The sequence below is a fragment of the Lysinibacillus sp. GW823-FHT02G10 genome, assembly GCF_058797135.1.
The window spans coordinates 246,199-259,398 of sequence record NZ_JBXAJI010000003.1; the positions used below are offsets into that span (position 1 = coordinate 246,199).

General features: G+C 36.8%; 16 protein-coding genes. 7 read left to right on the top strand and 9 right to left on the bottom strand.

Translation table 11 applies throughout. The annotated features are described in order from the left end of the window. Window positions 1-68 precede the first annotated feature (68 nt). Genes AC1RFD_RS13475 through AC1RFD_RS13485 form a run of 3 tightly spaced genes read left to right on the top strand, consistent with a single transcriptional unit; the run spans window position 69 to window position 4,833 of the window. Window positions 69-1,499 (top strand): ABC transporter permease, encoded by a 1,431-nt coding sequence (locus AC1RFD_RS13475; protein ID WP_054549793.1) that lies wholly within the window; start codon window positions 69-71, stop codon window positions 1,497-1,499. Window positions 1,500-1,512: 13 nt separating this feature from the next. Then, window positions 1,513-3,009 carry an ABC transporter permease gene (locus AC1RFD_RS13480; RefSeq protein ID WP_048392016.1) on the top strand — a complete coding sequence of 499 codons (1,497 nt, stop codon included), beginning with the start codon at window positions 1,513-1,515 and terminating at the stop codon, window positions 3,007-3,009. Between the two features lie 12 nt (window positions 3,010-3,021). Next, a complete protein-coding gene (locus AC1RFD_RS13485) occupies window positions 3,022-4,833 on the top strand; it encodes an ABC transporter substrate-binding protein (RefSeq protein ID WP_054549791.1) in 1,812 nt (603 codons plus the stop codon). Between the two features lie 60 nt (window positions 4,834-4,893). On the opposite strand, the gene AC1RFD_RS13490 is transcribed toward AC1RFD_RS13485, so the two are convergent. Next, entirely contained in the window at window positions 4,894-5,475 is a 582-nt protein-coding gene (locus AC1RFD_RS13490; RefSeq protein ID WP_054549790.1) for a phosphatidylglycerophosphatase A family protein, read from the bottom strand. 113 nt (window positions 5,476-5,588) lie between these two features. Between AC1RFD_RS13490 and AC1RFD_RS13495 the strand changes: the two genes are divergently transcribed. From AC1RFD_RS13495 to AC1RFD_RS13505, 3 genes are all read left to right on the top strand, one after another. Next, window positions 5,589-6,308, top strand: coding sequence for an alpha/beta hydrolase (locus AC1RFD_RS13495; protein ID WP_054549789.1), 720 nt, complete (start codon window positions 5,589-5,591; stop codon window positions 6,306-6,308). An 83-nt stretch (window positions 6,309-6,391) separates the two neighbouring features. Beyond that, entirely contained in the window at window positions 6,392-6,907 is a 516-nt protein-coding gene (locus AC1RFD_RS13500; protein WP_054549788.1) for a YjcG family protein, read from the top strand. Between the two features lie 3 nt (window positions 6,908-6,910). Further along, window positions 6,911-7,339 carry a GNAT family N-acetyltransferase gene (locus AC1RFD_RS13505; protein ID WP_054549889.1) on the top strand — a complete coding sequence of 143 codons (429 nt, stop codon included), beginning with the start codon at window positions 6,911-6,913 and terminating at the stop codon, window positions 7,337-7,339. Window positions 7,340-7,458: 119 nt separating this feature from the next. On the opposite strand, the gene AC1RFD_RS13510 is transcribed toward AC1RFD_RS13505, so the two are convergent. The 6 genes from AC1RFD_RS13510 to AC1RFD_RS13535 form a co-directional block, all read right to left on the bottom strand. Then, window positions 7,459-7,707, bottom strand: a complete 249-nt coding sequence (locus AC1RFD_RS13510; RefSeq protein ID WP_004230969.1) for a stage VI sporulation protein F — start codon at window positions 7,705-7,707, stop codon at window positions 7,459-7,461. Window positions 7,708-7,837: 130 nt separating this feature from the next. Continuing rightward, window positions 7,838-8,008: a YjcZ family sporulation protein gene (locus AC1RFD_RS13515; protein ID WP_009374137.1), complete on the bottom strand. Its 171-nt coding sequence runs from the start codon at window positions 8,006-8,008 to the stop codon at window positions 7,838-7,840. A gap of 65 nt (window positions 8,009-8,073) precedes the next feature. Next, window positions 8,074-8,433 (bottom strand): stage V sporulation protein AE, encoded by a 360-nt coding sequence (gene spoVAE, locus AC1RFD_RS13520; RefSeq protein WP_369700615.1) that lies wholly within the window; start codon window positions 8,431-8,433, stop codon window positions 8,074-8,076. Between the two features lie 16 nt (window positions 8,434-8,449). Beyond that, window positions 8,450-9,445 (bottom strand): stage V sporulation protein AD, encoded by a 996-nt coding sequence (locus tag AC1RFD_RS13525; protein WP_054549787.1) that lies wholly within the window; start codon window positions 9,443-9,445, stop codon window positions 8,450-8,452. Beyond that, on the bottom strand, window positions 9,439-9,894 hold the full coding sequence (gene spoVAC / locus AC1RFD_RS13530) for a stage V sporulation protein AC (RefSeq protein ID WP_004230957.1): 456 nt from the start codon (window positions 9,892-9,894) through the stop codon (window positions 9,439-9,441). The genes AC1RFD_RS13525 and spoVAC overlap by 7 nt, the downstream gene beginning before the upstream one ends. Beyond that, on the bottom strand, window positions 9,895-10,299 hold the full coding sequence (locus AC1RFD_RS13535) for a YhcN/YlaJ family sporulation lipoprotein (protein ID WP_225340734.1): 405 nt from the start codon (window positions 10,297-10,299) through the stop codon (window positions 9,895-9,897). 133 nt (window positions 10,300-10,432) lie between these two features. On the opposite strand from AC1RFD_RS13535, the gene AC1RFD_RS13540 reads away from it, so the two are divergent. Then, window positions 10,433-10,957 carry a CotY/CotZ family spore coat protein gene (locus AC1RFD_RS13540; RefSeq protein WP_004230953.1) on the top strand — a complete coding sequence of 175 codons (525 nt, stop codon included), beginning with the start codon at window positions 10,433-10,435 and terminating at the stop codon, window positions 10,955-10,957. A 63-nt stretch (window positions 10,958-11,020) separates the two neighbouring features. On the opposite strand, the gene AC1RFD_RS13545 is transcribed toward AC1RFD_RS13540, so the two are convergent. Together AC1RFD_RS13545 and mgtE are read right to left on the bottom strand one after the other, a co-directional pair. Beyond that, complete coding sequence (locus AC1RFD_RS13545; protein ID WP_231595610.1) at window positions 11,021-11,422, bottom strand: hypothetical protein; 402 nt, start codon at window positions 11,420-11,422, stop codon at window positions 11,021-11,023. Window positions 11,423-11,475: 53 nt separating this feature from the next. Further along, window positions 11,476-12,852 carry a magnesium transporter gene (gene mgtE, locus AC1RFD_RS13550; protein WP_048392024.1) on the bottom strand — a complete coding sequence of 459 codons (1,377 nt, stop codon included), beginning with the start codon at window positions 12,850-12,852 and terminating at the stop codon, window positions 11,476-11,478. Window positions 12,853-13,200: the final 348 nt, after the last annotated feature.

The window sequence follows — 13,200 nt, forward strand, 5'->3', positions numbered from 1 at the left end:
ACTTTACAATACTGATAGGAATTATACAATATAATACTGAATATTTTATTTACGTTTGGAGGAAATGCATGGTTACTTCAAAAAATCATTTAAAACCAGAGAAATTTATTTTCTTTTCTACGGTTTATCAAAAACTAATGCATCAAAAGCCTTATCATCTACTTCTTTTTCTTTTTAGTATTTTAGTTCACCCTTTTACATACTTTATCTATCGGAAAAGGAAACTTTCAAACACTTATGATCAGGCTTTTGCATTGCGTAGTCAGTACTATATAGAGCATGGATTGGTTGCCCAGTGGCAAAAGGAATTTGAGCAACAAGAAATAGCAAAAGCTACATTTTTTAAAGAGGCTGTATTGGAGTCACAAATTCAGTTCACAGCCAAGCACTTAGCTCAAAGGAAGCTTCAACAGCAAGTGGATCAGGATTTACAAAAAGAGGACATACAACAACTATCCTATGCCCAATTTTTTAATCAGCAACTAACTAACAAACGTTTTGTGGCTCTTACCTTTCTACCAGCTGTTTTATTTTATGTAGTACTTATCTTATTTGCGAATCCATTTCTGCAATTTATCATTGAACGTATTTTACAAAGCTTCATTGTGATTGTTGGAGTGGCTACATTAGTGTTTACCATTTTATATTTATCACCTTTTGATCCAGCAAGAAACCTACTCGGAGTTGAAGCAACACCTGTGCAAATAGAAAACTTTAATCGCATTCATGGTTTGGATCAACCTTATTTATCACAGCTATGGAACGCATTATCTGGTCTATTTACATTTGATTTAGGTACATCCTTTGCAGGTAAAGAAGATATCACACATAGCATTGCTACAAAATTTCCTGTCACTCTTGAAATTGCCGTATTGTCGTTGCTAATGGCTATTGCTATTGCCATACCAGTTGGAATTATTTCAGCTGTTCGTCCAAATTCATATTTGGATTATACATTTATGTTCATTGCTTTAATTGGTCTATCCATCCCAAGCTTTTGGCAAGGTTTAATTTTTATTTTGACATTTGCTCTAAAGCTACAATGGTTTCCAGCTACCTATAACCCTCATAATTGGCTCTCGCTTATCATGCCAATTGTCGTCTTAGGAACATCCATTACGGCTTCTATTGCTAGGATGACAAGGTCAAGTATGCTTGAGGTGATTCATGAGGATTACATTATTACAGCAAAAGCTAAGGGCTTAAATGAATTCAAAGTGATTTCAAAACATGCCATTCGCAATGCTATGATTCCGATTATTACGGTGATTGGACTTCTTTTTGGAGGTATGTTGGGAGGCGCATCTGTAACAGAAAAGGTATTCAACATTAGTGGTATAGGTAGCTATATCGTCGATAAACAATTTATCCCTGATATTCCGGCAATTCTTGGGGGCGTTGTTTATATTGCCATCACCATTTCGATTGTCAATTTATTCATTGATATCATGTATGCCTTTTTTGATCCACGCATTCGCTCGAAAATGAAGAAGTCTTAAAGGAGGATCACCTGTGAAAAACATCTTACATGTCAAACTACTCTTGAAGATTACACAGGAATATGTCAATTCTCATTTTACTTTTGTCTTTTCCTTACTGTTTTCTTTACTATTTCTAGCCTATAGCTATAATTTTTCCAGCAATAGCTGGCGACCAGTGGTTCTGCTTCTTTTTGTTATTTATGTCATCACTACGGCATATGTTGCCTTCGTCAATTTACGAATTAAAAAGGATTTAGCAACGTATGGTGACATTCAAAAAAATACTCGAATGTTTGGCTATCCTCTTTTAATAACGATACTGTCAGGCAATATTTTTTCGACATCCTTTGCATTTATGCTTGTGTCAAAAAGAAAGACTGCTGAATATACTTTTGCTGCCTATGCCTTTATAACACAGCTATTCATCTTAGGTATTGCAGCATTGAATTTATTTAAGCCATATGTCACAGATACCTTTGTACTGGCAATGGGCGTTTTCTTAGTACTCTCGCTTCTCTATATCGTGATGGCCATTTTATGTACGAAATATGTCACAGCAACTGAGGCACCTAAATGGATGCTCATTCCAGGTATTGTCCTATTATTGGCGACTTTCACTGGTAATCTATTTGCGACTTTACTAGGATATAGCCTTATCCAAAAGGCTCGAAGGGCAAATCCATCTTCTATTGAGAAATGGCAAAAAATATGGGAGAAGATTTTACGCAATACAATGGCTGTATTCGGCTTATTCTTCATTATTTTCATGTTCTCGTTATCCGTTACAAGTTCTTGGACTTTCGACTATGATTTCGCTACTGAAAATAATTATGGAGCATTGCTACAAACACCGACATTAGAATATCCACTAGGTACAGATAATTATGGTCGAGATTTATTTTCTCGTATTGTGTTTGGGGCACAAATATCATTAATCGTCGGATTTTTCTCCACGATTATCCCCGCAGTTATTGGTGGCGCATTAGGAGCATTTTCAGGCTATTATGGTAAATCCACTGATAATATCATCATGCGAAGTCTCGATATTTTATATGCCATTCCTGGGATATTGTTAGCCATTGCTATTATCGCCGCATTTGGTGCTAATACTGTGAATCTTATTATTGCACTTAGTGTTGGAGCAATTCCAACCTATGCCCGTACAATGCGGGCAAATGTTATGCAGCTTGCTAATTATGAGTTTGTAGAATCGGCTAGAGCTTTAGGTGCATCTGATGCAGCTATTATTTTCAAGCACATTGTCCCCAATTCTTTAGCACCAATGATTGTGAAAGCAACATTAACGATTGGTGGAGCTGTTATTTCCACAAGTAGTTTAAGTTTTTTAGGGCTAGGTATTGAGCCACACATTCCTGAATGGGGCAATATTTTAAAAGTTGGTAGTACGTACCTGGAAACACATTCATATGTCGCGATTTTCCCAGGTCTTTGTATTATGCTTCTTGTCCTCTCCTTTAACTTCTTAGGAGATGGTTTACGAGATGCTTTAGATCCAAAAACAAATTAATCGGAGGTAACTATGAAGAAATTACTTGTATTTTTATTCGTTGCAGTACTAGCTTTGGCTGGCTGTGTACAAACAAAAACTGACGTAGAAGGCAGTAAAGATTCAAAAGATAGTGACAAGAGCAATGGCAAGGTTGCCATTGAAGTATTAGGGATGGCAGCTTCTGAAGAAGATATGAATATTGTGCGTGACCAATTAGTGAAAAATGGTTTTGATGTAAAGCTAAATATTCAACCTGATTACGGTTCTTTCTCTGCTCAAAAAGAAGCAGGTAATTATGATCTTGCTCTTTCAAGCTGGACGACAGTTACAGGGAACCCAGACTATGCTGTTCGTGGTTTATTTAAAACTGGCGGTGACTACAGTGTGGTGGCAGATTCAAAACTAGATGCATTGATTGATGAAGCGAGTACATTGACTGGTGAAGAAGCAGCAGCTAAATATAAAGATTTAGAACAATTATTAGTATTCGATGAAGCTTATATTGCGCCTTTATATATTTCCAATAAGTATCAAGGTATCTACTCTGAACTTGTAAACCCTAAAACAGTACTTTTACCAAAATCTCGAGCACAAGTTTGGGAAAAAATAGAATTTAATGATACATCTAAAAATACAACAGAACCTTTAATTTTACACCAAACAATCAATTCTCTTACTTCACTAGACCCAATCAAAGGGAATGATGGTTCAATCAACACATTAAACACGAATATGTATGTTCGTCTTGTTAACTTAACAGACACAGATGAAGTTGTGTCAGATGGTTCATTATCTTACAACCATGTAATGGCTGAAGGGAATCAAGAATATTACTTCATTTTACGAGATGATATCAATTTTGCAGCAGTGAAAGATGGTGCAGCTGTTGATTCAGGTGAATTAGTGTCAGCTGAAGATGTAGTCTTTTCATTAAACCGTGCGAAAGACGCTAATTCAGTACCAGATCATCGTACTTACAGCATTCATGAAAACATTGAAACAGTCGAAATCGTTTCTGATTTAACTGAATTACAAAATAAAAAAGTAGCAGGCTCTGAGCAATCCGTTTTAGAAGCATTATCACAAAACCTACCTGCTTCTGTAGCGCAATTAGCGAAAGATAAAGGTGCTGTTAATAATGCAGCAGGTGCATACCAAGTTGTTAAAATTACAACACCTACACCTTTCCCACAAGTATTAAACTATTTAGCACACCAATCTGGTGGTATCGTATCTGAAAAACAAGTAACAAGTGTTAATACGTATGATGTGGCTAACTACAACCCTGACAAGGACATTGCCTATGGTGATCAAGCTACTGTAACGGAAGGTTCAGCTACATTCAATAACCAGTTATATGCAAGTGGTCCTTACATTTTAGTGAAGAAAAATGATTATGAAGCACAGTTTGTGAAAAATCCTGCTTATCGAGCTGGTAGCGAATATGAGCCAAAAATTGCTAAAATCAATGTCCGTTTTATCTCTGATGTTGATAGTGCCCTATCTGCATTACGTAATGGTGAAATTCATGTTCTGCAAACAGTACCAGAAACGAAACTGGATATTGTCAAATCAGATGCTAAATTAACATTAAATACGGCAGATAGTAATGCTGTGTCTTACCTACAAATGAATACATCTGGCCGTGCGGTTTCTGATTCAGCAGATTTACGTAAAGCAATTCTATACTCTATTAACCAAGATGAATTCATTAGCTATTATCAAGGCAATAAAAAACCAGCTGTATCCACAGTCTCTCCATTAATTGATACTGGTTTAAAACTTGAAGCAGATAGCGAAAAAGTAAAAGAATTGGTAAAAGCATATAACGATAAAAAGTAATACAAATTAGAGCCTTCTCAAAATTTGAGAAGGCTCACTTTTATATAGAAGAAACTCATTTTAAATTTCATTATGTGATTTTGGTTTTGGTCCTAGCTCTTCAGGTTCGATATCAGCGAATGTTTCGCCTTCTTCTTCTAGGTCACGCATACGATGTGCAATACGGGAAGCTGCTGACGCTGCTATACTACCAACCAAATCATCTAAGAACGTGTTGACATGATGTCCGGGTTCTGTATCCAGTTTTTTAATAATCCCTATTTTCTGCTTGTCTAAATGACCAAAAGTAGTAACGGCAATGCTGCCATATGTAAATACAGATCCTAGTGCAATTGTTTCGTCTACACCAAATAGACCTTCATCTGATTCGATAATTTGTTGTAGTGGTGAAGATAATAATTTTTTCTCTGCTAATTCATCTAATTCAATCCCTACTAATAAAGCATGTTGCACTTCTCGCTTACGTAATACACGTTCAACAGAATGAACACAATGCTCTAGTGTTAAACCTTCATTATAGGTTTTTTGCATTTCGTAAACAATTTGCGCGATATCCTCTATCGCTACACCTCTACGAATTAACGCGGCTTGAGCTGCCTTTGCTACTTCGTCAGAGTGCACACGAATACTTTTATTATGCATATTTAACCCTCATTTCGATTTTTATTGCTAGTATAATGCTAGCCCAACCTATTATACCTTTACTTACGTAATATGGTACAATTTTGTTACAAACACAAGAAGGAGTGTCATCATTGGATAAGGGAACAGTACAGGATTTAACATTTTACAGTGAGTCATTACAGGAAGAATTACAGCTCTATATTTATGTTCCTGCAAATTATTCTCCACTATATAAATACAACATTTTAATCGCATCAGACGGTAAAGATTATTTCCAACTTGGTGGTATTACAAAGCTAGCTGATGAACTGATTGATGACTATGAAATCGAAAATTTAATTATTGCATTTGTTCCTTACAAAGACATAAAAGATCGACGTCATAAATATATCCCGAGCGGTGAGCAACATGAAGCCTATCTTCGCTTTTTAGCACATGAGCTAGTGCCTTATTTAGATCAGGAGTATGCCACTTACCAAATGGGTATGAGTCGTGGAGTGATTGGTGACTCTATGGCTGCCACTGCTTCCTTAATGGCTGCTTTAAAGTATCCAAGCATCTTTGGCAAAGTCATCCTACAATCACCTTATGTAGATGCTGATGTATTAAAGGCTGTGGAAAATTTTAAAGATCCAGGATCTATTTCTATCTACCATATCGTCGGCAAAGGCGAAGATCAAGTTGTGACAATGGATAAAACCATCAAAGATTTTTTAACACCTAATCGTCAATTGCATGATCTCATGATAAATAAAGGGTTTACTACATTTTATGACGAGTTTGATGGCAATCATACATGGAAATATTGGAAACCAGACCTTCGACGTGCATTAATTGAAAATTTCAATTAATATGAAGCGATTCAAATTACGAAAACTGAAATTTCTGTTATACTTAATTAGAAAAATTGTTTATTTTCGGGAGGTAATGGACTATGAAGTACGGTATTGTGGCATTTCCATCAAAAAAATTGCAAGATTTAGCGAATACTTATCGCAAACGATACGATCCTCATTATGCAAAGATTACACCGCATATGACATTAAAGGACAGCTTCGATGCGTCTGAAGAAGAGATTCAAACCATCGTCAAGCAATTAGATGAACTTGCTGCTAAATATGCACCTTTAAACATTCATGCATCTCGCATTAGTTCGTTTTTCCCTACAACAAATGCGATTTACTTCCGCATTGAACCAACAGAACAATTAGCAGCATTCCAACATGAACTTCAAGAAAAAATCCCTTATGGGGAAATGAAGCATGTATTTGTTCCACACATTACAATCGCTCAAAAAATGTCAGATTCAGAGCATGATGACATTTTTGGTCAATTACGCATGACAGGCGTTGATGAAAAAGATACAATTGATCGCATTCATCTTTTATATCAATTAGAAGATGGTTCATGGACAACTTACGAAACATTCCGTTTGTCTGGAGCTGAGTGATTGTTGTATAACGTTAAAATTGTTGAAACAAAGCAAGAACACGATGATGCCTTTGCTATTCGCAAAAAAGTATTTGTTGAAGAGCAAGGTGTTCCGCTTCATCTAGAATGTGATGCTGAGGATGCAACTGCAACACATTTCATTATGTATGATAACGATGAGCCTGTAGGAGCAGCACGTTTACGCAGTATTGACAACAATACAGCTAAAATTGAGCGTGTCTGTATTTTACAATCCCAACGCGGCAAAAAATTAGGCGCTTTAATTATGAAGGAAATGGAGAAGCATGCCATTTCTATTAATAAAAAAACCTTAAAACTTCATGCACAAAGCTATGCAATTCCCTTTTACGAAAAGCTAGGCTTTACAGTTACCTCACCTGAGTTTATGGATGCAGGTATTCCACACCGTGCTATGGAGAAGAATATTTAATGAAAGGGTGTTACGATATTTATAATGTCGTAACACCCCTTTTTATGAGACGAATTCGCTTGCCACCATTTATCTACTCTATCGTAACAAGCTGCATTGCCAAGTAGATATGCCATGCGCTACTTCATCATTCTAGTGATTTTATCGAAATCTAGTGATGCGCCATCTTGAATAATAGATTGTACTAATTTATCTTCTAACTCTTGCGTAATTGATCTGTTAGATATTTTAGCAACACGTCGTACAATTTTTCTTACTTGTTTTTCACTGGTAAAATCCGCATGTTGAATGGCATTGGCTAATGCGAAGATTTCATCCATCGATACACCTGTTTTTTGCTCAATCGAATTAAAAAACGAGCGATGCATGTTTTCCCTCCTATCATTAAAACTCAATATGACCTTGCTTCTTGCACGAAACATTTCGCAAATGGTGGAGGCCTTAACTTTATTTAGAATTTCCTAAATAAAAGCTAAAGCCTTTATTATGTTCATCAAATTAGATGTAAGTAGCGCCAACAATAATTAATAGAATGAATAGTACAACAATTAGAACAAATGTAGAACCATAACCATAGTTGTTACCTCCAGAGTATCCTCCGCAGTAGCTATTGTTCCACCCACCAACGTTATTTCCGTACGGTTGTGAGCCCCAGCCTTGGTATCCCATAAAAGCACCCCTCCCTTCTACAACCTATAATATGTTTCGGTCGTAAAAATGGGAGGGGTATTCGTCTAGTCAATATTTCCTTTTGGTCTAAATATTAAGGCACCAATAAAGCCGAACACAATAGCAGCACTGATTCCTGAGCTTGTTACTTCGAACATGCCTGTTAATACGCCAACAAGTCCATGTTTTTCTGCCTCCGCCAGAGCACCATGTGTTAATGAATTCCCGAAGGATGTAATGGGCACTGTCGCCCCTGCTCCAGCAAAATTAATTAATGGCTCATATAAGCCCATACCATCCAAAATCGCACCTACAACCACTAACGTACTTAGTGTATGGCCCGGTGTTAAATTGCCAACATCCATTAATAATTGGCCTATGACGCAAATAATGCCTCCAACAATAAATGCAAATACAAAAGTCATAACCATGTTTTTTGCCTCATTTCATCGTAATTTCTATCGCATGTGCCGTACATGGAATCGTCTCGCCTTGCTGATAGGATAGCGGAGATAATAACGCACCCGTTGCTACTAGTAATACTCGCTTATAGCTCCCTGCACGCATTTGTTGAATAACATAACTAAAAAAAACAGCTGCCGAACAGCCTGCACCACTTGCACCAGATTGGAATGCTTCATCCTGTCCATAAAATTCAGCACCTGCATCACGTAATAACGTGAGCTCTTCATTTTTCACGCCATTTTCCACAAGCATTCCTTTCAATAGCTTTAAGCCAAGCTGGCCCAAATCGCCTGTTAAAATTAAATCGTAATGATAAATTTTTTGATTTCTCTGTTGTAAATGAGATTGAATCGTTTGGAAAGCAGCAGGTGCCATTGCTGCACCCATATGGAAAGGATCATCCATACCATAGTCAACGGATTTGCCAATTGTTGCCGCTTCTATAGAAGGATATTCCTCGCGATGCTTGCCAATTAACGCATAACCAGCAGCAGTTACAGTCCACTGAGCTGTTTGTGGTTTTTGTGCTCCATAATTGATGGGGTAACGAAACTGGCGTTCAATTGCATTATGTTGACTAGAGGCACCTGCTAATGAAAAATTAGCAGCACCTAACTCGGTTAACAGGCATGCAATAATGACTGAAGATACAGATGTGGCACATGCCGAAAAGAGTCCAATAAAAGGGATTTCTAAATCCCTAGCGGCAAAATTAGTTGGTGTCATTTGGTTGACTAAATCTCCACCCATTAAATAATTGATATCACCTTTTTGTACGCCCATTTTTTTCATAGCAAATTCACAGGCCTCTTCGATCATTTTACGATGTCCCTGTTCGTTTGTTTTCATTTGCCAACGTTCATCATCATACACAGAGTCAAAATATTGACTAAAAATACTCCTATTTTCTAATGGACCTGCTACCACACCACCTGCTAAAAGAGAGGGCTTCGATTGAAATACAATTACCATGAAACCACTCCTATCGTTACGAGGATATATTTAATGAGCGCTACAAAAAATGCTGACACTACACCAAATAAAACAACTGATCCTGCTAATTTAAATAAATTTCCTCCGACTCCCAATACTAGCCCTTCAGAACGATGCTCGATTGCTGCCGAAATAACAGCATTACCAAAGCCTGTTACTGGAACTGCTGATCCAGCCCCAGCAAATTGACCAATTCTTTTATAAAGGCCAAGACCTGTTAATATCATTGCGAAAAATACCATCGTTGCAACCGTAGGATTTCCTGCTGTTGCTTCTGTAAAATTGAAGAAAATAATATAAAAAAGAGACACAGCTTGACCGATTGCACAAATAAAACCGCCAACGAAAAAGGCTTTTGCTACATTCTTTAAATAAGGGGGCTTTGGTGTAACATTTTGCTCTAACTGTTGATACTGCTCTTTTTCCATTTATGTCTCCTCCTTTGCAAGCTCTTTTAGTTCTGTAATTTTATCGCTTAATTTATTATCTTCCATCTGATCCTTTTTTATTTTATTGGCTTCATAAAAAATTTTGTAATCAGCGGAGACAAACACTTCTTTGTTTGGATATTTCTCTTCAAATTTCTTTTGCAATTTTTTCTCTAACTTAGTTTTTTTCCACTTTTCCCATGGTTTAATTTGTACTGCGATAAGCATACTATCGTCATATTGAATAACCGTTGAGCGATCAACATAGTCTTCTTCTTTAATAAGGGTTTCGACTTCACTTTCATTTTGTGGAGACCCATAGACGATAAATTTTTCCTTTTCAGCACAACCATTTAACAGCGATAAAACAACTAAGAGAGGTAACGTCATTCCTAGTAGCCTCAAGTTTTACCCTCCTTTTCTTTACAGTTTCTCCACACATAAAAAAACTATTCATTCAAAGAAATACACAAAAGCCCGAGTCCAGTTTTCAAAAGTACATATTGTAGAAGTAGTAACAAGGAAAGGGGGTGACAATATGGGTTGTGGTAAGCCAACAAATCCTATTGGACCAATCCATTCAGCAGGCTGCGTTTGTGACGTAGTTCGCGCTATTTTAGATATTCAAAATCAAGCGGTGCGAGATGAGTGTTCTCCATGTACAGCAAACTGTTTCTTAGAGCCACTAGGCGGGATTGTTAGTCCTGCACGCTCACAAGCAGATACACGTGTTTTCATGTTAATTACAAAAGATGGTACTCCTTTCAAAGCATTCTTTAACTCTCCAACAGCAGATCCTTGTATTTGTACATCCGTATTCTTCCGCGTAGAAGATATGTTTGATGAATGCTGTGCTACTTTACGTGTTTTAGAGCCATTATGTACATTTGACTCTAGTGAAAGTACAGTAGACTTACTAAGCAAAGATGGTTGTTGTATCAACATGAAGAAAATCTGTAAAGTAGATGACTGGAGCTCAACAGATAGCTGTATTACTGTGGATTTATCTTGCTTCTGCGCTGTACAATGTATCGCTGATGTTGACTTAGGGATTTGTGACTAATTCTTTCACCTTTGACACACACACATAAAAAAAGTGTACAGCATCCTCTGCTGTACACTTTTTTTATAAAGTTGGCAATTTTCTTCCTCGCCAAAGTATTTGCTGTATATCTTCAAAATGAATGATTTCCTGTATTTTTAATTCTAATGATGTGAGCATTAAAGAATCATTCTGTACATCTGAAGCTGTCCCAGTTAATTTTCTACCATCCTTTAAACAAACTAATAATGGCTGATAGGCTCTCTGACGAAATGGTTTTTCTAAAAACTGGAGCTGTTTCAGTAAATAAGGATCTATTTGTACTTCATCCACTGTCTCATTTTTTTCTTCAACTATTTGCTCATCGAACATAGTGTCCTTTACATAGACAGATGTACTTTCATCCAAATCAAGTTCATGTAACACCTTAGAAATATTTAAAAAATATGATGGTGATTTTATAAACAAGCGTGGTTCTTGATCCACTTTACTCACTTCCCTTTTTTCCATACAATATGCGAAAGTAAGCAAATTGGTTCTTAGCCTATTTGGCTTAAGAAAACTGTCGCTAAGCCCAAATAAATTAAAATACTTGTAATATCATTTAATGTAGTAATAAAGGGTCCTGATGCAACAGCAGGGTCAATTTTTAGTCGATGCATTAACAATGGAATAAATGAACCAGCTAATGTTGCCACTAAAATAGAACCACAAAGCGCTGCCCCTACTAACATACCTAGGACAAGTTCATGTTTCCAAAAATAAACGATCCCAATAACAATTAATCCACAAACAATGCCTGACATTAAGCCAGTACCTGCTTCACGTAATAGTAACTTCAATTTACTATGTTCTTCTACATCACCTGTTGCAATCCCTCGAATGGCCACGGCCAATGCCTGTGTTCCACTATTACCTGAAGTTCCTGAAATTAATGGAATAAAGACCGCTAGTAAGGCAACCTTATCTAAAGTATCCTCAAATTGCCCCATTAGGTTAGCTGTTAACATACCTAGAAACAGTAGAACTACTAGCCATGGCAAACGTTTTTTAGCTGCTTGGAATGGTGTTACATCAAATTTATCCATATCCGAAATACCAGCTAATTTAGAGTAATCCTCAGAAGCCTCTTCATCAATAACATCAATAATATCGTCAACCGTGATAATACCAAGTAATTCTCCTTTATCATCAATAACAGGTGTCGCTAAAAAATTATAATCCTTCATAATTTGCGCGACTTCTTCTTGGTCATCGCCTACATGTACCATCACGACACGTTCATTCATAATGGAACGAATAAGTGTATCCTCGTCAGCAATGATTAAATCACGTAACGAAATAACACCCGTTAGACGATGTTCTTCATCCACAACAAAAATATAATAAACGGTCTCTGCATCTGGTGCCTCTTTACGCAAAATAGCCATAGCTGAACGAACTGTTGAATTTTCTGGTATAGCGACATATTCAGTGGTCATGATAGAGCCAGCAGTATATTCATCGTAGCTTAGTAGCTCATTAATATCTTCTGCCGCTTCTTCATCCATCATTTCTAAATAGCTTTCGCGCTGTGCTGTATCCAGTTCATTTAAGACATCTGCCGCATCATCCGCATACATATGAGATAGCATTTCTGCACCGTATGATGGATCCATTTCAGCAAGATATGCTTTATACTCATCATCTTCAATATCGATTGCCTCAAAAATATCAGCCATTTCTGTCGGAGACAAGAACGAATAGATGATTTTCCTTATATCAGGTTCCACCTTTTCATAAAACGTTGCCTGATCATATGGATGAAGTTCTAAAAACTCATCACGGAATGCGTCAATATTATGTGCTTCCAGCATTTCTCGTAGATGTGCCTCATCAAATTGCACATCATCCTTTTCATTTCTTTCCTCTATCATGCTTGTCCCCTCCTTCCGAGCTTTCAATCATTTTACGGGCAATGCTGCCGTAAATCTACCTTCTATATAATAGAGTGTAATGTACCTTTTCTGCAAACTCTTTTTTAAGTTATATTTATGAGCAATTGGGCAGATTTTTATAAAATTCAATATTACGCCTAAAATCATGGCGATTCTATTTTACTATACCTTACCTTTGGTCACTTTGTTATGAATAAGGTGTAAAATAATCTAATTCTCTAAACTCCAGGATAGTTGTTGTTGACGCGCAGATAAACAATACATCCAATTTTCACCTACCATACGACCTGTGATATTAAGAATCTCCCTCGTGAAGAAATACGCAGT